The sequence below is a fragment of the Yinghuangia aomiensis genome (assembly GCF_039542225.1).
Lineage (GTDB): Bacteria > Actinomycetota > Actinomycetes > Streptomycetales > Streptomycetaceae > Yinghuangia > Yinghuangia aomiensis.
In genome coordinates, this window is record NZ_BAABHS010000027.1 from 59,924 (window position 1) to 83,020 (window position 23,097).

The window sequence follows — 23,097 nt, forward strand, 5'->3', positions numbered from 1 at the left end:
CCCCATCGCGGCCGGCACCGCGTGGCCGTAGCCTGACCGGGCCGGGGCGGCGGCGTTGGCGGGCCGGGACTTCCGAGCCGCCGCGGGTGTCGCCTGTCGCCCCGTGCATAATCCCCGGGTGGACGCAGTCGAAGCGGTTGCCACCGTGCGCGAGTTTATGGACCTGCTGCTGCGCGAAGCCGGGGCAGCCGACTTCGACGCGCCGGTCGCGGACGCGCGAGAGGCCGGTCTCGGTCCCGCTCTCCTCGAGGAGATCGAGGCCACGCGTGCGGCGGCACTTCGCCTGCGCGACGTGCTCCTCGAACGCCGACGCCGCGAGGCCGAGTCCGCGGCGCTCAACGAAACCGCAGGCGACCTCGCGGCACTGCGCGATGTCGACGCCGTTCTCCGGGCCATCGTGCACCGGGCACGCTCCCTGCTGGGCTCGGACACCGCCTATCTCTCGCTGCATGACGCGATCGCCGGCGACACGTACCTGCGGGTCACATCGGGCTCGGTGTCACCGCGCTTCCAACGGCTGCGCATGGCCGTGGGCGAAGGCATCGGAGGACTGGTCGCGGTACGAGGCGTGCCCTTCGTGACCGCGGACTACTTCGCGGACGACAGCTTCCGGCACACGCCGTCCCTGGACGCCGGGGTTCGCGACGAGGGTCTGGTGGCCATGCTCGCCGTGCCGCTGGTCGTCGGCGACACGGTGATCGGCGTCCTGTGGGCGTCCGACCGCCGGGCCCGGCGTTTCGGTCCGGCCGAGGTCGCTCTCCTCGCCTCGCTCGCCGCCCATGCGGCAGTGGCGTTGGACAACGCCCGTCTCCTCGCCGAGACACGGGCCGCGGTCGCGGATCTGGCCGCGGCGAATGCCCGGGAGCGTGCGCACACCGCGTCGGTGGAACGCGCTGCCGCCGCACACGACCGGCTCACGGAGCTGGTGCTCGCGGGGGCCGGGGTCGACGAGGTGGTGGCCGCTGTCGACGAGCTGGTCGACGGGGACGTGTCGCTGCTGCTGCACGAAATGCCGCACGACCCGCACCTGCGTCCTGATGCCGCCGAAAGCCCCCGAGGCGACGAACCGACAGAAGACGACGGCGACTTCGCCCGTGCCCACCGGGAAGCCCTGACCACGGGACGGGCGACCCGCGCCGGCTCCGTCGAGGTGGCGCCGGTGGCGGCCGGGACCGAGAGGCTCGGCGTCTTGGTCCGGCGGGGCAGCAGTCGCGATGCGGACCTGGCACTTTCGGACACCCGGATCCTCGAGCGGGCGGCGATGATCGTCTCGTTGCTGCTCCTGTTCCGGCGTTCGATCGCCGAGACCGAGCACCGGCTGGCGGACGAACTCGTCCGGGAACTGCTCGGGGACAGCCCGCGCACCGACGAAGCGCTCGCGGAACGCGCCGCCCGGTTGGGGGCCGATCTGGCGCGGCCGCACGTCGCTGTCGTCGTGGACGCGCCGAGTGCGGACCGGAACCGGTTGGCGTCCGCCGCCGCCCATCTGGCGGCGACCGCCGAGGGGCTGGCCGGCGAGGTCGATGCACGCACCGTCCTGCTGCTGCCCGGAAGCAATCCGTCGGCGGCTGCCCGGCGTGCGGCAACCGACATAGGCGCGGCGTTGGGCCATCCCGCGACGGCGGGAGCGGCGGGTCCGGCCCTCGGCCGGAAGTCCTTGGCCGCGGCACACGCCGAAGCCGCCGGGTGCGCGACGGCCTTGGCCGCGCTGGGTCGCCGCGGCGAAGGCGCGGCCATGGGCGAACTCGGTTTCCTGGGAGTCCTCTTGGCGGACGCGAAGGACATCTCCGGATTCGTCCGCAGGACGCTGGGGCCGCTACTCGACTACGACCGCGTCCGAGGCTCGGAACTCACCCGGACGGCGTCGGCGTACTTCGACACGGGACGCAGCCTGACCAAGACCCGGGACACCTTGCACGTGCACATCAACACGGTGACCCAACGCCTCGACCGTATTGCGTCGCTGCTCGGCGCGGACTGGCGGGAGCCGCACCGGGAACTCCAGATCCGCCTGGCCCTGCACTTGCGCTCCCTGTTGCCGGCCTGACCTGCGGCGACGGCTGCCGCGGCCACATCGTCGCCGGACGGTCGCCGGCCCCGCACGACGCACCGGGCGAGCGGTGCGCGATGCGGCGGTGCGGGGCGGGCCTGTGTCACCTCCACTGCCGAGAGCCTGCTTCTCAGAAGCGCTATATGACGCTTCAAATTCCGGAAGGTACTCTCTCGATCCGCATCGCACCAGACCTTGTTACCGGCGAGTTCGCCACGGTATACATCTGGCGGCGCACAGCCTCCGGCGCTCCGTCACCAGCGGGACGGGCCGCCGAGCGACTACGAAGCTGTCCCGCCTTCCTGGGCGTCGTGGGGCTCCCCGGCGCTCCTCCCTCACCTGCTTCTCGCGGCCCACCTGTGCACGACACGCGTGCAACTACCGCACCCGTGACCTGTGTTGGAAGGGAATTCCGCATGTCTTCGTCCGCTTCGGCCCGCCGGATCCACCGGCGCCTGATGCGCTCCTCGCTCGCCGCCGCCCTGCTCGCGCTCGCCGTCCCGGTGCTGGTGGCACCCGGCTCCACGGCCTCCGCCGCGTCGGCCGTCAACCGCTACGTCGCCCTCGGCGACTCGTACGCCGCGGGGATCGGCATCCCCAACGACAAAGGCGCGCCTGCCGGTTGCGACCGGTCCGACCACAATTACGCGACGTTGACCGGCCAGGCCCTCGCCGTCCCGCAGGTCGTCGACGTCACCTGCGGAGGCGCGACCACCGTCGAGATGACCCAGCCGCAGACGGTCTCCGGCGGGACGAACCCGCCGCAGCTCGACGCCCTCACCGCCGACACCGACCTGGTGACGCTGCAGATCGGCGGCAACGACATCGGGTTCGGGAACATCCTCCAGAGCTGCATCGGCGCGAGCCTGACCAACCCGTTCGGCTCGCCTTGCCGCGACCAGTACACCGCCGGCGGCACCGACCAGCTCGCCCAGCGCATCGCCGCCACGGCACCGAAGATCGCGGCGGCCGTGCAGGCGATCCGCGAACGCGCCCCGCACGCCAAGGTGCTCGTCCTCGGCTACCCCGCGATCCTGCCCGACGCCGGCTGGGGATGCTGGCCGTCCGTGCCGATCGCCTTTGGCGACACCCCGTACCTGCGCGACAAGCAGAAGGCGCTCAACAGCATGATCGCCCAGAACGCCAAGGCCCAAGGCGCCACCTACGTCGACGTCTACAAGCCCAGCATCGGCCACGACGCCTGCCAGGGGAACGGGCGCTGGGTCGAGGGCCTCAACCAGCAGACCCCGTTCCACCCCAACGCGACCGGCCACCAGGGGATGGCCGCCGCCATCAAGTCGTCGCTGTCCTGACCCACCCGAGCCGGCGGCGGCCCGCCTCTCCGGGCCGCCGCCGCGCTACCCCGAGATCCGCCCGGCACCAGGCGTCAAGGCACGTGCCCGCGGTGGTTCGACGGCAATTCGGGGGTCATGCCTTGTGGGCGACCGGGGGCCGGAGATAGCGTGCGCGGCGAGATAATACGCATTAGTTCCGACTCGCTTGGACGGCCGAAGCGATGGTTGGAGCGACACATCCCCGGAGGACTCAACCATGATTCCCGAGCAGCTCAAACAGCGCATGCTGGCAGGGATGAACGCGCAGATGACGATGCGCGCCACGCAGTTCGAACAGCTGCCTCCGCCGCCGGGGCAGGTGGTGTTCTTCGGCGACAGCATCACCGAGGGCGGGCTGTGGCACGAGTGGTTCCCAGGCCTCCCGTTGGTGAACCGGGGCATCGGCGGGAACACCGTCGACGACCTGATCGCGCGCGTGGACACGGCGATCGCCGATCCGGCGGCGGTCTTCGTGCTCGTCGGAACCAACGACCTCGACACCAGCAGTGTCATGGAACTCGTGTTTCCCCGCGGCCCGCTGCTGACGGTGGACGAGATCGCGGCACGTATGCGCATCCTGGTCGCAGCCATTCGCGAACGCGCGCCGCAGGCACCCCTGTTCGTCCAGAGCGTGATGCCTCGCCAGGCGGAGCTGGCGGAGATGCTCGGGAAGCTCAACACCCACTATCGCCACATCGCACAGGGCTCGGGGGCAACGTACCTCGACCTGTGGCCGGCGCTCGCTGACGAATCGGGCGGCCTGCGGCCCGACTACACGCTCGACAACCTGCATCTGACCGGCCTCGGGTATGCGGCGTGGGTGGAGGTGCTGGCACCCCACGTCGCCGCTCTCGACCTCGCGCGCCCGTCCGACTCGATCAGGCACTGACTCGGGGCATCCGCAGGATCAGGCGAACTCGTATTCGTCGACGCCGTCCGCGTCGTAGCGCCGCAGGACGCCGCGGTCGGCGAGCAAGGCCAGCTGCGCCGCGGTTTCGCGTACAGCCAACGCTTGGACGACCGGGGCGAGTTCGCCGAGGCTTCGGCCGCGGCGCGCCCAGGGCGTCGCGGCGGCCACCGCGAACGCGGTGCGGCGGCCCGCGCGCACGTGGGCGATGGCGGCGTCCAGGCGTCGGCCGTGGTAGTCGAGCAGCTCGTCCACGCGGCGATGCGTGCTCTCCACCACGGGGCCGTGGGCGGGCAGCAGCAGAGTGTCCGACATGCCACGGACCAGCTCCAGCGAAGCGAGGAAATCCCGCAACGGCACTGCCGTGCACAGCGGTTCCGCGTCGAGCGCGGGCACGATGTGCGGAAGTACGTGGTCGCCGGCGAAAAGGAGGCCCGCTGCGGCGTCGCGGAACACGATATGGCCGCGGGTATGGCCCGGGGTCGCGAAGACATCGAGTTTCCGCGCGGCCAAACCCACCTTCTCGCCGTGGTCGAGCCATTCGTCCGGCATGCCTGTCGGAAGGTCCGCAGGCGGACGGGCGCCCAGGGATTCCGCCAGCACGTCCGCCAGTTTGTCCGCGCCACAGCGGCGCAGGACCGCGATGGCTTCGACGACTTCGCCGTCCGCGGACCGGTGCGCGGCGACCGCGGCGCGCTCGCCGCGCCCCAGGCGGACTTGGGCCCCGAAGCGCCGACGCAAGTCGAGCGCCTGGGTGTAATGGTCTTTGTGGGCGTGCGTGACGAGTATGGAGGCCACGTCGTCCAGGGTGTAGCCGAGCGTGCGGAGCGCCGCGCCGAGAGCCTGTTCGGTGGCAGGCTGCGCCCAGCCCGGGTCGATGAGCACCGGCCCGCCCTGATCGTCGATCAGGTAGGCGTTGACCGCACCGATTCCGGCGGCCGGCACGGGCAACGGGATCCGGTGGACGCCGGGCCGGACCGGCCAGGCACCGGGTTCCGTCCAACCGCCCCGCCCGTCCGCGGCGGTCGGCTCAGACACCCGCGAGCGTCCGGACCGCGCCGAGGCTGTGGAAGACCTCGGCTTCCGGGGCAAGGCCAGGGGGCTGCGAAGCGGCCATGAGCGCCTGGGTCTTGAAGGCTCGCGCCGCGGCGCTCGGCCGGTAGCGCGACGCTGTGCGGTCCGATCGGCTGCCAGGATCGCCGTGTCCCCACAGACGCACCTCGGCGGGGCTGCCGTCTGCTGTCACATGCAGGCGGTCGCGTATCTGCCGATGCGCGTGGTACAGGTCGGCGGCGACGGCAATCGCGTGCGGTCGTGGGCCGCGCAGTGGCGAGGCCAAGGCCGACTCCAGGTCCAGCGCGACTGCGCCCAGCACCTGCAAGGGGCGCTGGTCACCGGGCTCGGCGACCAGGACGAGCACGTGCCAGCCGGCGATCATCCGGTCGAAGATCAGACCGCCGGCCGCCTGGACGACATCCCCCACCGTGGGGGCGGCGAGCACCAGCCGGTGCCGCAGACGAGCACCCGACAGCGGTGCGGCCGCGGCGGCGATCCAGCCGTCCCGAGGAACATCGCGTCCGGCGGAGTCGTGGGGGCGAGGAGCCATGCTGTCTCCCATTCCATGGCGAAAGGCGGCGGTTCCTCCGACGCCAGGTACGTGCCGCCGGAGCCCTCGAACCAACTTACTGAACGTAAATTAGGTCACTTTCGCGCGTGTGACAAGGTTCATGCGGCGGAAACAAATCGCCGCTCCGGGGGGCGGGAGAGGGCACCGCGGCCAGGCGGCGGGTCCTGGGACGGGGCGGCAGCAGGCTCTCGCCCACCGCCGCCCGGCCCAACGCATCGCCTCGCTACTGCAGCTTCTTCTTCATCTCGTCCAACCGCGCGAGGATCGGATAGCCGGCGACACTGAGCGCGTTGCCGTGGCCGGTCTGGTGGATGTCGAAGGCGGACTGGATCGCGGCGTGGAACCCCTGCACATCGAGCGTCTGGTTCACCGCGCGCTTCGCCTGGCGGAGCGCGAAGGGGTGCATCTTGGCGATCTGCGCGGCGAGCGCGCGCGTTTCGGTGTCGAGTTCGGCGCGCGGCACGACCTTGTTCACCATGCCGGTCTTCTCGGCCTCCTCCGCGGTCAGCGGACGGCCGGTGAACAGGATCTCCTTCGCCTTTCGGGCACCCAACTCCCAGGTGTGCCCGTGGTATTCGACACCACCGATGCCCATGGTCGCGACCGGGTCGGAGAACAGGGCATCTTCCGCGGCCACGATCAGGTCGCACGGCCAGCAGAGCATGAGCCCGCCCGCGATGCAGCGGCCCTGCACGGCCGCTATCGAAGGCTTGGGCGTGTTGCGCCAGCGCAGTGTGTAGTCGAGATAGCGGCGGCTCTCGGCACGGTAGATCCATTCCAGGGTGATCTCGTCCGGAGAAGGCCAGCGGTCGTTGAGGTCGTGGCCCGCGGAGAAGTGCTTGCCTTCGGCGCGCAGGACGATGACCGACACCTCGTCGTCCTCGGCCGCCTTGGTCCAGGCGGCATCGAGTTCGTCCAGCAGCGCCATGTTCTGGGCGTTGGCGACCTCGGGGCGGTTGAGGGTGATGGTCGCGATCTTGTCGGCGGCCTCGTACAGGACGTTCACGTCGGGACTCCTCAGCTGCGGGGCAGTCCGAGCACACGCTCGGCGATGATGGTGCGTTGGATCTCGGAGGTGCCGCCGGCAATCGTGCCGGCGAAGCTGCGTGCGAAGCGTTCGAACCAGCCCGACACGAAGTGCTCGTTGTTCATGTGCGCATAGGGCCCGCTCATGCTCGGACATGCAAGCGCCTCGGGGCCGGACGCGTGGAGCGCCGCCTCGCACGCGGACTGCACCGCCTCCGACCCGAGGAGCTTGAGGACGGAGAGCGCGGCGACGTCTTCCTCGCCGCGGGCGGCGCGGGCCAGGGCCGCGGAGCCGAGCAGCCGCAGCGCCTGGGCGTCCATGGCGAGGGTGGCGTAGCGGTCCTTGTCGAGCGGGGTCCGGGGGCGGAAGTCGCGAACGAGTTCTTCGAGGCGCTCGGCGAAGCTGAGCCACAGCAGGGTGCGTTCGTGACCGAGCGAGCCGGTGGCCACCCGCCACCCCTGGTGGATTTCGCCGACCAGGTTCTCGGCGGGCACACGGACGTCTTCGAAGAAGACCTCGTTGAAGTCCAGGTCGTCGGGCGACACGATCGAGCCGAACGGGCGGCGGGTGACACCGGGGGTGTCCGTGGGGATCAGCAGCACGCTGATGCCGCGGTGCTTGGGAGCGTCCGGGTCGGTGCGCACGAACGTGAGGATGACGTCGGCGTCATGGGCACCGGATGTCCACACCTTTTGCCCGTTGACCACGAAGTGGTCGCCGTCACGTGTCGCGCGGGTCCGGAGGGACGCGAGGTCGGAGCCCGCACCGGGTTCGCTCATGCCCAGCGCGGCCGTGATGTCGGCGCGCAGGATGGGCACGGCCCATCGGTGCTTCTGTTCGTCGGTGCCGAAGGAAAGGATGGACGCGGCAATGATCCCGAGGCCCTGCGGGTTGAAGCTGTGGTAGATGTCGCGGCGGGACAGCTCCGCCAAGTGCACGTACTGCTGGAGGATCCCGGCGTTGCGGCCGCCGAACTCCGGCGGGTTGCCGGGGAGCAGCCACCCTTCGTCGAACAGCAGCCGCTGCCACCGGCGTGCCCACGCGGGAACGTGGGCACTGGAGCGGGCGCGTTCGGCGGCCTCGGCCTCGGACGGCAGGTGCGCGTCGAGGAACGCCGCGAACTCCGCGCGGAAGTCCTCGACTTCGGCATCAAACGTGAGCTGCACGGTACTCCTCGGCGATCAGGGCCCGGTGCTCCGCGGCGCCGCCCAGGAGCAGCTCGCCGGCCTTGGCCCGCTTGAGTGCGAATTGGAGGTCGTTCTCCCAGGTGAAGCCCATGGCGCCGAAGAGTTGCACCCCGTGCCGGAAGACCAGCGCTTGGCATTCCCCTGCCGCGGCCTTGGCCATCGAGGCGGCCAAGCGGCGGTCGGGGGTGTCCTCGGCGATGGCGAGGGCGGCGTAGTAGGCGAGGGCACGGGCCCGTTCGATGGCCACGTGCATGTCGGCGGCTTTGTGCTGGACGGCCTGGAACGAGCCGATGGGCGCGCCGAACTGGGTTCGTGCGGTCGCGTGCTCCAAGACCATGTCCAGCACGCGGCGGCAGGCACCGACCATGGTGAGCGCGACGCCGAGCAAGGCGCGGTGGCGGGCCTTCTCCGGGTCCGCTCCGGTGCGGGCGTCGTCGGACACGGGCACCGCGTCGAAGCACACGTCCGCGACGTGCAGCACAGGGTCGAAGACCGGGACGCGCCGTGCGGTCACCCGCGCGGAAGGGACGACGAAGACGCCCGCGCCGGTGACCGCGGCCACCAGCTCGGCGCGGTCGCCGTCCAGGACATGCCTGGCGGTGCCGTCGAGAATCCAGCCGTCGCCGGCGCGCCGAGCGGTGATGCCGTCGTAGGCCGCCGCTCCACCCGCGCCCGGCACGGTCGGACCGCTCGCCAGCGGAGCGAACTGGGTCATCGTGGCGAGGAACGGCGTGGGGTCCGCGGCCCGACCCAGCTCCTCCAGCACGATCCCGAGTTCCACCGAGTCCGCCGGGTCCGTCAGCTCCAGCCAGCCGAGGTCCGCGTACGTCTTCCATGCCGTACCGGGATCCGCGCCCCTGTCGACGACGCCGCGCACCAGCGAAGGCGGGCACTCCTTGGCCACGACGGCACGGACGGTCTCCTGCCACAACCGCTGGTCGGAGTCGAATTCAAAGAGCATCCGGGCCTCCGGCGCTCTGTTCGCAAGCCACGAACGGCCTCCTGGTCGGGCGAGTCGGGGTTTCGGTCCAAGCCGTGCGAGAATAGCATTCTCGCTCTTTGAGAGTAAGAGTCTCAGGATCTACGTCACATGCACTCAGAGATCGAAATGCCGCACCGTTATCGTCAGGTAAGGTTCCGAATATGCCGCAGAAGACGAATGCGTCCCCGAGCGCCGCGAACGACGAGCCCGCCTGGAAGCAACGCGCCGTCGAGCGGTCGACCAAGACCGCGAGGCTCCGCGCCGAGCAGCGCGTCGAACGCTTCCTCGATGCGGCGCAGGCGATCATCACCGAGAAGGGCACCACCGACTTCACCGTCCAGGAAGTCGTGGACCGCTCGCGCCAGTCGCTGCGCAGCTTCTACCAGCACTTCGACGGCAAGCACGAGTTGCTGCTCGCCCTGTTCGAGGACGCACTGCGACGTTCGGCCGACCAGATCCGCGCCGCCACCGAGGCGCACGGCACCCCCTTGGAACGCCTCAAGGTCGCGGTCCAGCTGCTCTTCGAACTCTGCCGCCCGGACCCGGCAGCACAGCGCCCCCTCTTCACGGACTTCGCACCCCAGCTCCTGCTGCGCCACCCCAACGAGGTGCGCGTCGCCCACGCCCCGCTGCTGACACTGTTCGCCGAGCTGATGACCGACGCGGCCGACGCCGGCGAGCTTCGTTCCGGTGTCAAGCCGCGCCGCGCGGCCGCACTGACGATGCAGACCGTCATGTTCACCGCCCAGTCCGCGGCCGCACCCGACGACGAGAGCGCGCACCCGATCACCGCGGACGAGATCTGGGAGTTCTGTGCGCGGGGATTCTCCGGCAATTAGTTGAGAATCTGATTCTCCGAGCGAGAGAACATGCCTACACTCGTAGGCATGTCTCTTCGCGATCCCTGGAGCGACCTGCTCGCCTGCCTCAACCTGGCTCCCGCCGCGCCCGCCGGCCCAACCGACGGCCGGGCCGTATGGACCGGTGTCAACCAACAACTGGGCTACCACCGGCTCTTCGGTGGTCAGTTGCTCGCCCAAACGGTCCGGGCCGCCGGGCTCACCGTCCCCGGCAAGTCCGTCAAGTCGCTGCATGTGCTGTTCGCCCGCCCCGGCGACACCGCCGAACCGGTCCGGTACGAGGTCGAACGCCACCACGAAGGAAGCACGTTCGCCTCTGTGTCCGTGACCGCCCGCCAATCGCACGGCGCGGTCGCCACCGCCACGGTCTCCCTCCACGTCCCGGAAGCCGGTCCGGACCGTCAGAGCACCGATCCGGTGCCCGCCGTCCCGGGGCCGGAACGGCGCGTCGAGTTGGAGCCGATCCCTTGGGAGACCCGTTCCACACTCGACCTCGACACCGTCAAAACCGAGGAGCCCGAGTACGCGTTCTGGATGCGCACTCCCCCTGCCGATCCGGCGCTGGCTCAGGCGCTGACCGCGTACGCCACCGATCTGACCCCCATAGGCACCGCACTGCGCCCGTTCGAGGCGGTCACACAGCACGACGCCGGAACCGTCTTCACCTCGGCGGTCACCGCACACAGCGTGTGGTTCCACCGAGCGTTCCGCACCGACGATGCTTGGCTGTTCGTTCGGCAGCACAGCCCGCTGGTCGCGCACGGCCGCTGCTTCGGCCGCGGCGACGTGCTGGCCGAAGACGGGTCACTGGTCGCCTCTTTCGCCCAGGAAGCCCTGCTCCGCTTCACCGCCTGACAGCAGCACATCGGCTGCCGTGTACACGTCCACCGCCCCGCTCGCCACACTCTCCGCGAGTGCGGCGAGCCCGGGGCGGTCGCGCAGGCGGGTCTGGGCGAGGGACAGGATCTGCGTCCGGGCGCGCGCGGTGCGCCGTTCCGGCACGTCCGTGACGTGGTGGGCGTCGATGGCTGCGACGAGAGCCGGGATGCCTTCGGCCCGTGCGGCGACCAGGGTGAGGATCGGCACGTCGAGTTCCATGTGCAAGTCGCGCACGGTCCGGTCCGCACCGTCGCGGTCGGCCTTATTGACCGCGACGATGTCGGCTACCTCCAGCAGGCCCGCCTTGGCCGCCTGCACGGCATCGCCCGCGCCGGGGGTCAGGACGACCACAGTCGTGTCCGCGACGGCCGCGATCTCGATCTCGGACTGCCCCACCCCGACGGTCTCGAGCAGGACGACGTCGAACCCGAGGGCTGCCAGCAGGCGAACAGCCGCCGGAACCGCCGCGGACAGGCCGCCGAGATGGCCGCGGGCCGCAACCGAGCGGATCAGCACACCGGGATCGTTGGTGTGCGCCGCCATGCGGATGCGGTCGCCGAGCAGCGCTCCGCCGCTGAACGGCGACGAGGGATCGACGGCCAGCACGGCGACCCGCACGCCGGTCGCCCGGTAGGCGCCTACCAGTGCCGCTGCCGTCGTGGACTTGCCCGCCCCGGGCGGCCCGGTCAGTCCCACCACGCGGGCTCGTACCCCGGGGTCCAGCAGCACGAGCACGTCGTCGCGCCGGCGGCCTTCGACCAGGCTCAGCAACCGCCCGGCGGCGCGCGGGGATCCCCCGCGCGCCGCCGCGAGCAGACCGGCGATGTCCGTGGTCAAGGCGCCGCCACTTCGATCACCGTCGCCGAGCCCATGCCGCCCCCGGCGCACATCGCCGCCACTCCGATCCCGCCGCCGCGCCTGCGGAGTTCGTGGACGAGCGTGACGAGCATGCGGGCACCGGACGCGGCGACCGGATGTCCCAGCGAGCACCCGCTGCCGCTGACGTTGACGCGGTCCGGGTCCAGGTCGAGGGCGGCGACCGCGGCGACCGCGACCGAAGCGAACGCCTCGTTGATCTCGAACAGGTCGACGTCCCGGACCGAGAGGCCGGCACGGGACAAGGCTTTCCGGATGGCCGGGCTCGGTGCGAGCCCGGTCTCCGCCGGGTTCACGCCGACGGACGCCCACGAGCGGACGACCGCCAGTGCCGGCAGACCGAGAGCGTCGCTCGCCACCGCGAGAACAGCCGCGGCGTCGTTGGCGCCGGAGGCGTTGCCCGCGGTGATGCTGAACCCCTCAATCTCGGGGTGCAGCGGCTTCAGGGCCGCGAGCTTCTCCAGGCTCGTGTCGCGGCGCGGGTGCTCGTCGACCGAGAACACGCCATGGGGCGTTTTGATCGGCACGATCTCGTCGCGCAACCGGCCTTCGTCGATGGCCCTCACGGCGTTCCGGTGCGAGCGGAGCGCCCAGGCATCCTGGTCGGCGCGGTTGATGCCGGCCTTGACGGCGGTGTTCCAGCCGACTGTGATGCTCGTGTCCAGCCCCGGGGCGTCGGCCTGGTCGGGGTGGGTCGGCGATGTCCACGGATCGACCCATTCGCCGTCCCGCAAGACCCGGGAGCGCGGCGAGGTCGACGCCGAGTTGACGCCGCCGGCCAGGACCAGGCGGTCCATGCCCGCCCGGATGCCGGCCGCGGCGATCTGCACCGCCGAGAGGCCGGCGGCGCAATGCCGGTTGTCGGCGAGCCCGGGGACTGCGGTGAGTCCCGCACTCAGCGCGGCGTGCCGGGCGATCACCCCTCCTCCGTAGAGGCCTTCGCCGAGGACGACGTCGTCGACCAAGGCGGTGTCGACGCGCTCGGCCGCGGCGGCCAGCACATGGCGGGCGAGTTCGAACGCGTCGGTGTCGCGGAGCGTCCCCTTGAACGCGGTTCCTATCGGCGTGCGGAGCGCTTCGACGATGACGGCTTCAGGCATGGGCGTCCTCCAAGTCGGTCTGCAGGGCCCGGCGCAGGAGCTTGCCGGTGTCGGTCTTGGGCAGTTCGGGGCGGAACACGATCCGGTCGGGGGTCTTCGACGAGCGCAGCCGGTCCCTGACCCAGGAGCGGATTTCTTCCGCGTCGCCGTCGCCGACGACTACGGCGACCAGGCGCTGGCCCCATTCGGGGTCGGGCACGCCGATCACGGCGGCCTCCCGGACTCCCGGGTGGCCGAGCAGGACGTCCTCGATCTCGGCGGGCGCGATGTTCTCGCCGCCGCGGATGATGGTGTCGTCGGCGCGGCCATCGATGAACAGATAGCCGTCCGCGTCCAGGCGGCCGAGGTCGCGGGTGGGGAACCAGCCTTCGCCGTCGAGGGCACTGCGCCCGCCGTACTCGCCGGAGATCTGGTCCCCGCGCACGAAGACGAGGCCCGTCTCGCCGGGCGGCGCGGGCGTGCCTTCCGGAGTGCGGATGAGGAATTCGATGCCGGGAAGGGGTCGGCCCACCGAGCCGAGCCGGTCGCGAACCGCGGGGTCGTCGGACGTGAACGCGGCGCGGTGGTCGTCGGGGCCGAGGACGGCGACCGAGGACGCCGTTTCGGTGAGGCCGTAGGCGTTGACGAAGCCCGTGTGCGGGAAGAGCGCCAGCGCCTTCTCCAGCACGGGGCGGGGTGTGCGGGAACCCCCGTAGGCGAGGCTGCGAAGGGTGGGTGCGTCCGCTTCGTCGCCGGGTACCGCCGCGACGATGCGAGCCAGCATCGTCGGGACGACCAAGGCGTGGGACACCTGCTCGTGGCGGACGGTCGCCAGCCATTCGTCGGGGTCGAATGCGGGCAGGTACACGATCCGTCGGCCCGTGTAGAGGTTGGACAGCACGTTGGTCAGGCCGGCGATGTGGTACGGCGGAACGGCCACGAGCGCGGCCTCGTCGGAGTCCGCTGCGGCGAACTCCAGGGTGTTGAACAGGTAGGCGAGCAGGTGCCGGTGCCGCAGCAGGGCCGCCTTCGGTGCTGCGGTCGTCCCGCTGGTGTACAGGATGACCGCGACGGCGTCCTGATCCGACGGGGCTTCGGCCTCATCGGCCTCCTCGGAGGCCGACGGGTCGAGGAGGCCGTCCAGGTCTTCCGGCCGGAGCACCAGTGCGCCCGGATGCCGCTCCTCCAACGCCGTCAACTGGTCTTCGCCGAGGCGGTAGTTGAGCGGCACGAACGGCACTCCCGCCAGTGCCGCGCCGAAGAGTGCCACCGGGTACGCGAGATGGTTCGCGCCCAGGTAGAGCACGGCAGGCCGGCCGCGAAACCGGGCGGCGGCGGCGCGCGCGAGGCGTTCCAGGTCCGGTGCGCTCAGAGAGCGCCCGCCTACGGTCACGACCGGCCGGTCGCCGGCCGCCGCGGCCATCTGGAGAATCATCCATACATTCATGAGAATGATACTCTCTCAAATCAAGAGTCTTGTTAACAAGGAGGGATCGGGATGCTGGTCAGCGGTAGCTCGGCGCTCGTCGTCGGCGGGGCGGGGGGTCTCGGCGAGGCCACGGTGCGGCGTCTGCACGCGGGCGGAGCACGGGTCGTGGTCGCCGATCTCGCCGACGACAAAGGCAAGGCCCTCGAAACCGAGCTGGGGGTCCGGTACGTCCGCACCGACGCCACCGACGAGGCCGACGTCCGAGCTGCGGTCGAGGCCGCCGAAGACCTGGGGCCGCTGCGGATTTCGGTGGACGCCCACGGCGGCCCCGCCGCGGGCGGCCGGCTCGTGGGCAAGGACGGGAGCCCGCTCGACCTGGCCGGATTCCGCACCACCGTGGACGTGTACCTGACGGGCGTCTTCAACGTGATGCGGCTCGCCGCGGCCGGCATGGCACGCCAGGAGCCGACCGCGGACGGTCATCGGGGCGTCATCGTCAACACCGCGTCCATTGCGGCTTACGAGGGGCAGATCGGACAACTCCCCTATGCCGCGGCCAAGGGCGGTGTCGTCAGCATGACGCTGGTGGCGGCCCGCGACCTGGCCCCGCTCGGCATCCGGGTCGTGACGATCGCGCCCGGCACCTTCCTCACCCCCGCGTACGGCAAAGCCGGCGAGCAGTTGGAGGCGTACTGGGGACCGCAGGTTCCGCATCCGAAGCGCATGGGGCGCTCCCCGGAGTACGCGGAACTCGCCTACCACATCGTGGAGAACGACTACCTCAACGGCGAGGTCATCCGCCTGGACGGGGCGCTGCGCTTCCCGCCCAAGTGACCTGCGACGGCGGCCTCGCATCCGAACCGAGGCCGCCCTCCGCACCCGTACGCGAACCGCCGAGCCACACGCACCGAAAGCAGGCCGCCATGTCCCGACCCCCCATGTTCGAGCGCGCGACCGTCGTCCGGGTCGTCCGGGAGACCCCGGACGCACGGACGTTCGTGCTCGCTCCGCACGGGGAGCCGTTCGTCTACCGCGCCGGGCAGTTCTGCACGCTCCGGGTGCACGTCGACGGCGAGGAACTCCTGCGCTCGTACTCGATGTCGAGCGCGCCGGAGACCGACGACGAACTCACGACGACGGTGAAGCGCGTGCCCGGCGGGCGCGTGTCGAACTGGCTGGTCGACCGTGTCGCGGCCGGGGACGAGATCGAACTGACACGCCCAGCCGGGGTGTTCTGCCTGCGTGAGGCGGACGCCCCCGTGTTGGGGTTCGCGGGCGGGAGCGGCATAACGCCGATCATCTCCTTGGCCAAGAGTGCCCTGGCCACGACCGAGCGGCCGGTCCGGCTGCTGTGCGCCGACCGCGATCGGGAATCGGCGATCTTCACGGAGGCCCTCGCGGAACTCGTGGAGAAGTATCGCGGACGACTCACCGTCGTCCGGCATTTCGACGCCGAGCGCGGCTTCGCGGACGCGGCGACGATACGGGACTTCGTGGGCCGGGATGCCGACGCGGACGCTTACCTGTGCGGGCCCTCACCGTTCATGGACCTGGTGGAGGCGGCATGGCGGGGGCCGGGGCGCATCTTCACGGAACGGTTCGGGGGTGCTGCGCCGACGGCCGCCGTGGCCGGAGACTCGGTGGACGGGACGGTGACCGTCGTGCTGGGCCGGAAGAAGGCGTCCGTGCCCCGGCACGAGAACGAGACGCTGTTGGAGAGCGCCCGGCGCGCCGGCCTTACTCCGCCGTTCTCCTGCGAGGGCGGCAGCTGCGCAACATGCATGGCGCTGGTGACCGAAGGCTCCGCGACGATGCGGGTGAACGACGCGTTGACGGAGGACGAAGTGGCCGAGGGATGGGTGCTGACCTGCCAGGCCGTACCGGACTCGGCTTCGATCACGGTGCGCTACGAGTGAGGTGCGCCGAAGGGGCGCCGCGCACGGTTGCGCGGCGCCCCTTCGGCGTTTCGGGAACGGTAGCCGTCCGCACTCAGGCCGGCGCACCGGCCGCAGGGCTGTGCTCGTCGAGCGCGGGCGGCGGCCCGTACCGCGGTTCGTATCCGGCCACGCGGATCGGGCTGCCGATCAAGCGGAACCCGCCGGCGGTCACGATCGCGTCCGGGTTCTCCGCCAGGGCTTCCGGCAGCGTGCGCACCGCGGCCGCGGGGACCCCAAGTGCGCGGAGACGAGCCTCCCACCCCTTGGCCGTGTCCCCCGACAGCGCGTGCGTGACGGCCGCCAGCACGTCGTCCCGGTGTGCGGCACGTTCCGCCATCGTCGGATACCCGTCGACGCCGGCCTCGGCGGCGAACGACTTCCAGAACCCGTCGTGGGTGATGAAGAGGGCCAGATGCCCCTCGGCGGTCGGGAAGAGTTGCGCCGGAACGTAGTAGGAGTGGGCGCCGTTGGGCATACGCCGGGGCTCGGTGCCTTCGTTGAGGTAGGCGGACGCCCGGTAGTTGAGCTGCGACAGCATCACGTCGCGGAGTGACACGTCGACCTGGCCGCCGCGGCCGGAGACGATCTGCGCAAGTAGGCCCAGTGCGGCGGTCAGTCCCGTCGAATTGTCGGCGGCGGAGTAGCCGGGCAACGTGGGCGGCGCTTCCGGGTCGCCGGTGAGCGCGGCAATACCTGTCACTGCCTGGATCACGTAGTCGAACGCGGGTTGATCGCCGGATTCGAGGCCGAAGCCGGTGACCGCGACGCACACGATGCGGTCGTTCCAACGGCGCAGCGCGTCGTAGGTCAGACCGTAGCGACGGATCGACGAGGGCTTGAGGTTGACGATCAGCGCGTGAGCGTCCGCGACGAGTTCGCCGAGGCGGGCTTGGCCCGCTTCTGAGGTCAGGTCGACGACGATGCTGCGCTTGCCGCGGTTGATGCTGGCGAAGTAGGCGTCGCTCACCTGCCGGGAGATGTCTCCGGTGGCCGGTTCGAGCTTGGTGACTTCGGCGCCGAGGTCGGCAAGCAGCATGGTGGCGTACGGCCCGGCGAGCATGGTGCCGACCTCGAGGATGCGGATGCCGTCGAGCGGACCCGTTCGGGCCGGGACGAGGATCACCGGAACTCCGTTGCGAGCGCGGCGATCATCTCGCGGGTGCGGCGCTTGGAGGCGATCAGAGCGTCGCGGTCGGCGCCGATCGGAAGGAGACGCACCGACAGATCGGTGGCCCCGGCATCGCGGAACCGACGGAAGCGTTCGGCGATCATGTCCTCGTCGCCCGCGGCACACAGGTCGCCGACGTCGCGGGCATCGCCGTTCTCCAGCAGACGCTGATAGTTGGGCGAGATCTCGGCCTCGCCGAGGATGCGGTTGGCGCGTTCCCGGGCGGCGTCGACTTCGGACGGCGCGCACAGGCAGACCGGGATCCCGGCAACGACGCGCGGCGCGGGGCGGCCGGCCTCTTGGGCAGCCTTGCCGATGCGCGGGACGACGTGGTCGCCGACCGCGCGTTCGTCGGCCATCCAGAGGACCGTGCCGTCGGCTTGTTCGCCCGCAATGCGCAGCATGACGGGGCCGAGGGCGGCCAGCAGGACCGGCACGGGTTCGACGGGTCCGAGGTCGAACGGGTTGTGCACGGTGAACGTGTCGTTCTCGACGTCCACCGGACCGGGGCCGCGCAGCGCGGCGTTCAGGACGTCGAGGCAGTCGCGGGTGTACCCGGCGGGCTTGTCGTAGGGCAGGCCCAGCATGTCGCGGATGATCCAGTGGTGGGACGGGCCGACGCCGAGTGCCAGCCGCCCCCGGGCCGCGCCTTGCACAGACAAGGCTTGGCGGGCGAGAGCGATCGGATGCTGGGCCTGCAACGGGACGACCGCGGTGCCGAGTTCGATGCGGTCGGTGTTCGCGCCCATGATCGCGGCCGCGGTGAGCGCGTCGAAGTCGGACGGAACCTGGGGGATCCACGCGGTGTCCAGGCCGGCGGATTCGGCCCACTTGATGTCGTCGATCAGGCGAGAGGCCTTGCGGGCGGCATCGCCGCGCTCAGCCCCGATCATGACGCCGATGCGCATTGCGGTCTCCTGAAGGTGGGTCATCGGGGGTTGTCAGGCGGGTTTTGCTCCCGCCCCGGTAGTCGGGCCCTCCCTCCTCCCACCGTGTGCCGGGAGTCGGTCCCACGCCGAAGGCCCCTCCCCCGCCCCCGCCGCCGTCGGACGGATCCGACGCACACACTCTCGTCTCGCCACGGCAGAACCCGCACACCGTTTCGCGTCCGGCTGTGGACAACCGCGCCGCTTACCCCAACGCTCACAACGGTGTGTCCCCGCCCGTCAACTTCCGGACTTCGGTCACCACCGCTTCCAGCGGCGTCCCGGTCGGGAACACCCCCGCCGCCCCTGCCTCGTGCAGTCGCGCCACATCCCCGGCCGGGATGGTTCCGCCGACCACCACGGCGATGTCTCCCGCTTCCGCCGCCCGGAGCGCGTCCACCGTGCGCGCGGTCAACGCGACATGCGCTCCCGAGAGGATGCTGAGCCCGACAACCGCCACGTCCTCCTGCAGCGCGATCGCGACGATGTCCTCGACCCGCTGCCGGATTCCGGTGAAGATCACCTCGAACCCCGCGTCGCGCAAGGCCCGCGCGACGATCTTCGCCCCGCGGTCGTGTCCGTCGAGGCCGGGCTTCGCGACCAGAACTCGTGCTGTCATCAGAACACCACCGGCTGTTGGAACTCGCCCCAGACCGCCTTGAGCGCGGCGACCATCTCGCCGACCGTGCAGTAGGCGTTGGCGCAGTCGATCAAGGGACCCATCAGGTTGTCGGTGCCTTCTGCGGCATGCTTGAGTGCCGCGAGGCTGGTGGCGACCGCGGCGTTGTCGCGCTCGGCTTTGACCTTGGCGAGGCGCTTGAGCTGCCGTTCGCGCCCTTCCGCGTCCAACTCGTACGTGGCCAGGTCGGGCGCCGGCTCGTCGGCGACGAAGCGGTTCACGCCCACGACCGGCCGGACACCGCTCTCGACGTCCTGGTGGTTCCGGTAGGCCTCGTCGGCGATCAGCCCTTGCAGGTAGCCGTCTTCGATGGCCCGGACCATACCCCCGTGATCGTCCAAGTCCTTCATGATCTCGACGATGCGGGCCTCGGTCTCGTCGGTCAGCGCCTCGACGAAGTAGGAACCGCCGAGCGGATCGGCTACTCGGGTCACACCGGTCTCGTACGCGAGGATCTGCTGCGTCCGCAATGCCAAGGTCGCGGACTCCTCGCTGGGCAGGGCGAAAGGCTCGTCCCACGCCGCCGTGAACATCGACTGCACACCGCCGAGCACCGAGGCCATGGACTCGTAGGCGACCCGCACGATGTTGTTCTGCGCCTGCGGCGCGTAGAGCGACGCTCCACCCGCAACGCACCCGAAGCGGAACATCGAGGCCTTGTCGGCTGTCGCTCCGTACCGCTCCCGCACGATCGTCGCCCAGCGACGCCTCCCCGCACGGTACTTGGCGATCTCTTCGAAGAAGTCGCCGTGGGTGTAGAAGAAGAACGAGACCTGCGGGGCGAACTCCTCGATGGTCATCCGCCCGCGTTCCACGACGGTGTCGCAGTACGTGACGCCGTCGGCCAAGGTGAAAGCCATCTCCTGTACGGCGTTGGCCCCGGCGTCGCGGAAGTGCGCGCCCGCCACGGAGATCGCGTTGAACCGCGGCACCTCGGCGGCGCAGAACTCGATCGTGTCGGCGATCAGCCGCAGTGACGGTTCGGGCGGCCAGATCCAGGTCCCTCGGGAGGCGTATTCCTTGAGGATGTCGTTCTGGATCGTCCCGGTGAGCTTCGCCCGCGGCACGCCGCTGCGCTCTGCGGCCGCCACGTAGAAGGCCAGCAGGATCGCGGCTGTGCCGTTGATGGTGAAGCTGGTGCTGATCTTGTCCAGGGGAATGCCGTCGAACAGCACTTCCGCGTCGGCGAGGGTGTCCACGGCGACGCCGACGCGGCCGACTTCCTCGGTGACTTCGGGGTCGTCCGAGTCGTAGCCGCACTGGGTCGGCAGGTCGAGCGCGACGGACAGGCCGGTCCCGCCTTGGCCGAGCAGATAGCGGTAGCGGCTGTTGGATTCCTCGGCCGTGCCGAAGCCGGAGTACTGGCGGAAGGTCCACAGCCGGCCGCGGTACCCGGTGGCGAAGTTGCCGCGGGTGAAGGGGAAACGGCCGGGCTCGGGCGGTTCTTCGATGCGGTCCTGCGGGCCGTATACGGGTTCGAGCGGGATACCCGACGAGGTCGCGAAGTCGTTGGTCATTGGAGTCGGTCCTTCATCACCTTGCCGGTGGCGTTGAGCGGCAGTTCCGGTCGGAACTCCACGTACCGGGGCACCTTGTAGCCGGCCATGCGCTCGCGGCTCCAGGCGATCAGCTCGTCGGCGGAGACGTCTGCGCGCGGCACCACGAACGCTTTGCCGACCTGGCCCATCCGCTCGTCCGGGACGCCGATGACGGCCGCCTGCACCACTGCGGGATGCTCCGTCAGGTAGCCCTCGATCTCGGCCGGGTACGCGTTGAACCCGCCGACGATGAACATGTCCTTCTTCCGCCCGACGATCCGCAGCCGGCCGTTCTCGTCGAGGGTGCCGAGGTCGCCGGTGTGCAGCCAGCCGCCGGGGTCGACGGCTTCCGCCGTGGCGGCAGGATCGTCGAGGTAGCCCTGCATCACGCCGTAGCCGCGGACCAGCACTTCGCCGTCGTCGCCAAGGCGCACCTCGAAACCGTCGCACGGCGTGCCCACGGTCGTGGCGATGTCCTCGAACGTGTCTCCGGGGCGGGACGCGGTGACGGTGCCGGCCTCGGTGAGCCCGTAGCCCGTCATGATGTGGCGGAACGGCAGTTCGTGCTTCATCCGCCGGATCAGCTCGACGGGAATGTCGGCCGATCCGGTGACCGCGACGCGGAGCGTGGACAGATCCCGGCCCTGCCGCGCTTCCAGCAGCGCGTGGTACAGGGTCGGTGGACCGGGCAGCACCGTGACGCGTTCGCGTTCCACCAGGTCGAGGACGGTATCCACGTCGAAGACCGGCACCGGCAGGACGGTCGCGCCGCGGATGAACGAGGCGACGAGTCCCGCTTTGTAGCCGAACGTATGGAAGAACGGGTTGACGATCAGGTAGCGGTCGCCTTCGCGCAGGTCGGCCAGCTCGCACCATTCGGTGTAGGCGCGGAGCGTCTGGCGGTGCGTCATCACCGCGCCTTTGGGCCGTCCGGTGGTGCCGGACGTGAAGATGATGTCCGAGACGTCGTCCGGCGCCACGTCGGCCTCGTAAGCCGCTCCGTCCGACAGGAAGCCCCCTTTGAGATCGACGGCCAACACGCCCTCGGGCGCCGGGTAATCCTGGTCGAGGAACCCCTGCTGGACGAGGACGAGTTTGGCTCCGCTGCGCCGGATGACGTCATGGGCTTCGTCCGGCTTGAAGCGGGTGTTGACCGGGACGAGCACGCCGCCGGCCGTGTGGAGGCCGAACGCGGCGATCATCCACTCGGCGGAGTTGGGCGCCCATATCGCAGCCCGATCGCCTTTGCGGATGCCCGCCGCCGCGAACGCGCCGGCTGCGGTTCGCACGCGGTCGGCGAGTTCCGCGAAGGTCAGACGGAGCGGACCGTCGACGACCGCCTCGGCATCGCCGAAGCGGTCGCCCGCGGCCAGCACCATCCCGGGGATGGTGTCGGTGTTCATGCCTTCATCAGCCTGGCGAGGTTGCCGCCCATGATGAGCGCCTTGTGCTCGTCCGTCATGCCCTGAAGCTCGTCGATGTAGGTGACCGGGTCGGCGAGGCCTTCCGGGTGCGGGTAGTCCGAGCCGAACAGCACACGTTCGACGCCGATGAGTTCGGAGAGTTCGGCCATGTCCTCTTCCCAGAACGGGCTGATGTGGACCTGGCGGCGCACGACCTCGACCGGGTTTTCCAGGAACTGGTGCGGCATCTTCTTGTAGAGGTCCGCGAAGGTGTCGAGAAGCGGCTTGACCCAGGAGGCGCCGTTCTCGACGACGGCGATGTTGAGGTCGGGGAACCGCGAGAGCGCCCCGTGGCAGACCAGCGCGGCCACCGAGTCCTGGATGGGGCGCCATTCGGCGACCATGCGGAAGACGTCGGGCGCGAAGGGCAGGAACTCGCGCTTGCTGCCTTCCCAGTCGTTGGCGTAGCGGCTGTAGCCGCTGTCGGAGGAGTGCAGGGCGACCAGCACACCGCTCTCCACGACGCGCTCCCAGAACGGGTCGAACTCCGGGAGCCCGAACGAGCGGGAGCCGCCATGCCCCGGCACGGGTGCGGGGCGGACGAGGATCGCCTTGGCACCGCGTTCGACCACCCAGTCGAGTTCCTCGATGGCCTTCTCCACGATGGGGAGCGTGATGACCGGGGTGGTGAAGATGCGGTCCTCGTAGTTGAACGACCAGGTCTCGTGGAGCCATTCGTTCAGTGCGTGGATCACGACGTGGATGAGTTCCGGGTCGTCGCGCATGCGCTCTTCGATGAGGCTCGCCAGGGTCGGGAACATCAGGGTGCGCTGGATGCCCAGTTCGTCCATGAGCTTCAGGCGCGGCCCGGGCTCGCGGAACGCGGGAATCGCCTTCATCGGTTCGCCGAAGATCTGCCGGCGGTCCTTGCCGTCCGGGTTTCCGACGCGGAAGTACTCCTCCATCGCCCCCGGCCGTGCCACGACCTCGAAGGTGGGGTTGGGGATGTACTCGCTGATCTGGCCGCGGATGGCGATCTTGGTGCGGCCACGCACCTGCACGTACTCGATCGCTCCCCGGTACTCCTCGGGCAGGTACTTGGTCAGCGCTTCTTCGGTCTCGTACAAGTGGTTGTCGGCGTCGAAGAGCGGGAACGGCACATCGCGAGACGGCATGGAGATCCTCCTTTGCAAACTTTGAGAATCATAT

21 protein-coding genes are annotated in these 23,097 nt (G+C 70.3%); 7 read left to right on the plus strand and 14 right to left on the minus strand.

Annotated elements, in window-relative coordinates; translation table 11 throughout:
- The first annotated feature begins 118 nt into the window (after positions 1-118).
- The 3 genes from ABEA93_RS30510 (at position 119) to ABEA93_RS30520 (ending at position 4,273) form a co-directional block, all read left to right on the plus strand.
- Positions 119-2,047 (plus strand): helix-turn-helix domain-containing protein, encoded by a 1,929-nt coding sequence (locus ABEA93_RS30510; protein ID WP_345679077.1) that lies wholly within the window; start codon positions 119-121, stop codon positions 2,045-2,047.
- A 419-nt stretch (positions 2,048-2,466) separates the two neighbouring features.
- Positions 2,467-3,363 carry an SGNH/GDSL hydrolase family protein gene (locus ABEA93_RS30515; RefSeq protein WP_345679078.1) on the plus strand — a complete coding sequence of 299 codons (897 nt, stop codon included), beginning with the start codon at positions 2,467-2,469 and terminating at the stop codon, positions 3,361-3,363.
- 238 nt (positions 3,364-3,601) lie between these two features.
- Positions 3,602-4,273, plus strand: a complete 672-nt coding sequence (locus tag ABEA93_RS30520) for a GDSL-type esterase/lipase family protein (protein ID WP_345679079.1) — start codon at positions 3,602-3,604, stop codon at positions 4,271-4,273.
- Positions 4,274-4,291: 18 nt separating this feature from the next.
- Here the strand turns inward: ABEA93_RS30520 and ABEA93_RS30525 are convergent, their stop codons facing one another.
- The 5 genes from ABEA93_RS30525 to ABEA93_RS30545 all read right to left on the minus strand — a co-directional run bounded on the left by ABEA93_RS30525 (position 4,292) and on the right by ABEA93_RS30545 (position 9,093).
- Positions 4,292-5,236, minus strand: coding sequence for an MBL fold metallo-hydrolase (locus tag ABEA93_RS30525; protein WP_345679080.1), 945 nt, complete (start codon positions 5,234-5,236; stop codon positions 4,292-4,294).
- Between the two features lie 85 nt (positions 5,237-5,321).
- Positions 5,322-5,897 (minus strand): hypothetical protein, encoded by a 576-nt coding sequence (locus ABEA93_RS30530; RefSeq protein ID WP_345679081.1) that lies wholly within the window; start codon positions 5,895-5,897, stop codon positions 5,322-5,324.
- Positions 5,898-6,141: 244 nt separating this feature from the next.
- Complete coding sequence (locus tag ABEA93_RS30535; protein ID WP_345679082.1) at positions 6,142-6,924, minus strand: enoyl-CoA hydratase; 783 nt, start codon at positions 6,922-6,924, stop codon at positions 6,142-6,144.
- Between the two features lie 11 nt (positions 6,925-6,935).
- Positions 6,936-8,111: an acyl-CoA dehydrogenase family protein gene (locus tag ABEA93_RS30540; protein WP_345679083.1), complete on the minus strand. Its 1,176-nt coding sequence runs from the start codon at positions 8,109-8,111 to the stop codon at positions 6,936-6,938.
- Positions 8,095-9,093, minus strand: coding sequence for an acyl-CoA dehydrogenase family protein (locus ABEA93_RS30545; protein ID WP_345679084.1), 999 nt, complete (start codon positions 9,091-9,093; stop codon positions 8,095-8,097). Before ABEA93_RS30545 ends, ABEA93_RS30540 begins: the two co-directional genes overlap by 17 nt.
- Positions 9,094-9,275: 182 nt before the next feature.
- On the opposite strand from ABEA93_RS30545, the gene ABEA93_RS30550 reads away from it, so the two are divergent.
- Together ABEA93_RS30550 and ABEA93_RS30555 are read left to right on the plus strand one after the other, a co-directional pair.
- Positions 9,276-9,953, plus strand: a complete 678-nt coding sequence (locus tag ABEA93_RS30550; RefSeq protein WP_345679085.1) for a TetR/AcrR family transcriptional regulator — start codon at positions 9,276-9,278, stop codon at positions 9,951-9,953.
- A gap of 48 nt (positions 9,954-10,001) precedes the next feature.
- A complete protein-coding gene (locus ABEA93_RS30555; RefSeq protein ID WP_345679086.1) occupies positions 10,002-10,829 on the plus strand; it encodes an acyl-CoA thioesterase in 828 nt (275 codons plus the stop codon).
- Here ABEA93_RS30555 and meaB read toward each other — a convergent pair.
- From meaB to ABEA93_RS30570, 3 genes are read right to left on the minus strand one after another with little or no spacing between them, the layout of a single operon-like run.
- The gene (gene meaB, locus ABEA93_RS30560) at positions 10,779-11,690 is read right to left on the minus strand and encodes a methylmalonyl Co-A mutase-associated GTPase MeaB (RefSeq protein ID WP_345679087.1); all 912 of its coding nucleotides are present in this window, start codon (positions 11,688-11,690) and stop codon (positions 10,779-10,781) included. The two genes, ABEA93_RS30555 and meaB, sit on opposite strands and share 51 nt — an antisense overlap.
- Positions 11,687-12,829, minus strand: coding sequence for a thiolase family protein (locus tag ABEA93_RS30565; RefSeq protein WP_345679088.1), 1,143 nt, complete (start codon positions 12,827-12,829; stop codon positions 11,687-11,689). Before ABEA93_RS30565 ends, meaB begins: the two co-directional genes overlap by 4 nt.
- On the minus strand, positions 12,822-14,255 hold the full coding sequence (locus ABEA93_RS30570) for a class I adenylate-forming enzyme family protein (RefSeq protein WP_345679089.1): 1,434 nt from the start codon (positions 14,253-14,255) through the stop codon (positions 12,822-12,824). The genes ABEA93_RS30565 and ABEA93_RS30570 overlap by 8 nt, the downstream gene beginning before the upstream one ends.
- A 51-nt stretch (positions 14,256-14,306) precedes the next feature.
- Here ABEA93_RS30570 and ABEA93_RS30575 point away from each other — a divergent pair, with 51 nt between their 5' ends.
- Together ABEA93_RS30575 and ABEA93_RS30580 are read left to right on the plus strand one after the other, a co-directional pair.
- Positions 14,307-15,071 carry an SDR family NAD(P)-dependent oxidoreductase gene (locus tag ABEA93_RS30575; RefSeq protein ID WP_345679090.1) on the plus strand — a complete coding sequence of 255 codons (765 nt, stop codon included), beginning with the start codon at positions 14,307-14,309 and terminating at the stop codon, positions 15,069-15,071.
- Between the two features lie 89 nt (positions 15,072-15,160).
- Positions 15,161-16,153 (plus strand): 2Fe-2S iron-sulfur cluster-binding protein, encoded by a 993-nt coding sequence (locus tag ABEA93_RS30580; RefSeq protein ID WP_345679091.1) that lies wholly within the window; start codon positions 15,161-15,163, stop codon positions 16,151-16,153.
- Positions 16,154-16,226: 73 nt separating this feature from the next.
- On the opposite strand, the gene ABEA93_RS30585 is transcribed toward ABEA93_RS30580, so the two are convergent.
- From ABEA93_RS30585 to ABEA93_RS30610, 6 genes are all read right to left on the minus strand, one after another.
- Complete coding sequence (locus ABEA93_RS30585; RefSeq protein ID WP_345679092.1) at positions 16,227-17,297, minus strand: CaiB/BaiF CoA transferase family protein; 1,071 nt, start codon at positions 17,295-17,297, stop codon at positions 16,227-16,229.
- The gene (locus ABEA93_RS30590; protein ID WP_345679093.1) at positions 17,294-18,250 is read right to left on the minus strand and encodes an LLM class F420-dependent oxidoreductase; all 957 of its coding nucleotides are present in this window, start codon (positions 18,248-18,250) and stop codon (positions 17,294-17,296) included. Before ABEA93_RS30590 ends, ABEA93_RS30585 begins: the two co-directional genes overlap by 4 nt.
- A gap of 235 nt (positions 18,251-18,485) precedes the next feature.
- On the minus strand, positions 18,486-18,887 hold the full coding sequence (locus ABEA93_RS30595) for a cobalamin B12-binding domain-containing protein (RefSeq protein WP_345679094.1): 402 nt from the start codon (positions 18,885-18,887) through the stop codon (positions 18,486-18,488).
- The gene (locus ABEA93_RS30600; RefSeq protein WP_345679095.1) at positions 18,887-20,464 is read right to left on the minus strand and encodes a methylmalonyl-CoA mutase family protein; all 1,578 of its coding nucleotides are present in this window, start codon (positions 20,462-20,464) and stop codon (positions 18,887-18,889) included. Before ABEA93_RS30600 ends, ABEA93_RS30595 begins: the two co-directional genes overlap by 1 nt.
- Positions 20,461-21,888: a FadD3 family acyl-CoA ligase gene (locus ABEA93_RS30605; RefSeq protein WP_345679096.1), complete on the minus strand. Its 1,428-nt coding sequence runs from the start codon at positions 21,886-21,888 to the stop codon at positions 20,461-20,463. The genes ABEA93_RS30600 and ABEA93_RS30605 overlap by 4 nt, the downstream gene beginning before the upstream one ends.
- Positions 21,885-23,063, minus strand: a complete 1,179-nt coding sequence (locus tag ABEA93_RS30610) for an amidohydrolase family protein (RefSeq protein ID WP_345679097.1) — start codon at positions 23,061-23,063, stop codon at positions 21,885-21,887. The genes ABEA93_RS30605 and ABEA93_RS30610 overlap by 4 nt, the downstream gene beginning before the upstream one ends.
- Positions 23,064-23,097 lie beyond the last annotated feature (34 nt).

Excerpts from the sequence above, each read along its gene's own strand:
- ABEA93_RS30555 (WP_345679086.1), top strand. The coding sequence starts at position 10,002 with ATGTCTCTTCGCGATCCCTGGAGCGACCTGCTCGCCTGCCTCAACCTG.
- ABEA93_RS30545 (WP_345679084.1), bottom strand. The coding sequence starts at position 9,093 with ATGCTCTTTGAATTCGACTCCGACCAGCGGTTGTGGCAGGAGACCGTC.
- ABEA93_RS30580 (WP_345679091.1), top strand. The coding sequence starts at position 15,161 with ATGTCCCGACCCCCCATGTTCGAGCGCGCGACCGTCGTCCGGGTCGTC.
- ABEA93_RS30610 (WP_345679097.1), bottom strand. The coding sequence starts at position 23,063 with ATGCCGTCTCGCGATGTGCCGTTCCCGCTCTTCGACGCCGACAACCAC.
- ABEA93_RS30590 (WP_345679093.1), bottom strand. The coding sequence starts at position 18,250 with ATGCGCATCGGCGTCATGATCGGGGCTGAGCGCGGCGATGCCGCCCGC.
- ABEA93_RS30565 (WP_345679088.1), bottom strand. The coding sequence starts at position 12,829 with ATGCCTGAAGCCGTCATCGTCGAAGCGCTCCGCACGCCGATAGGAACC.
- ABEA93_RS30530 (WP_345679081.1), bottom strand. The coding sequence starts at position 5,897 with ATGGCTCCTCGCCCCCACGACTCCGCCGGACGCGATGTTCCTCGGGAC.
- ABEA93_RS30570 (WP_345679089.1), bottom strand. The coding sequence starts at position 14,255 with ATGAATGTATGGATGATTCTCCAGATGGCCGCGGCGGCCGGCGACCGG.
- ABEA93_RS30605 (WP_345679096.1), bottom strand. The coding sequence starts at position 21,888 with ATGAACACCGACACCATCCCCGGGATGGTGCTGGCCGCGGGCGACCGC.
- ABEA93_RS30520 (WP_345679079.1), top strand. The coding sequence starts at position 3,602 with ATGATTCCCGAGCAGCTCAAACAGCGCATGCTGGCAGGGATGAACGCG.
- ABEA93_RS30575 (WP_345679090.1), top strand. The coding sequence starts at position 14,307 with ATGCTGGTCAGCGGTAGCTCGGCGCTCGTCGTCGGCGGGGCGGGGGGT.
- ABEA93_RS30595 (WP_345679094.1), bottom strand. The coding sequence starts at position 18,887 with ATGACAGCACGAGTTCTGGTCGCGAAGCCCGGCCTCGACGGACACGAC.
- ABEA93_RS30600 (WP_345679095.1), bottom strand. The coding sequence starts at position 20,464 with ATGACCAACGACTTCGCGACCTCGTCGGGTATCCCGCTCGAACCCGTA.
- ABEA93_RS30515 (WP_345679078.1), top strand. The coding sequence starts at position 2,467 with ATGTCTTCGTCCGCTTCGGCCCGCCGGATCCACCGGCGCCTGATGCGC.
- ABEA93_RS30550 (WP_345679085.1), top strand. The coding sequence starts at position 9,276 with ATGCCGCAGAAGACGAATGCGTCCCCGAGCGCCGCGAACGACGAGCCC.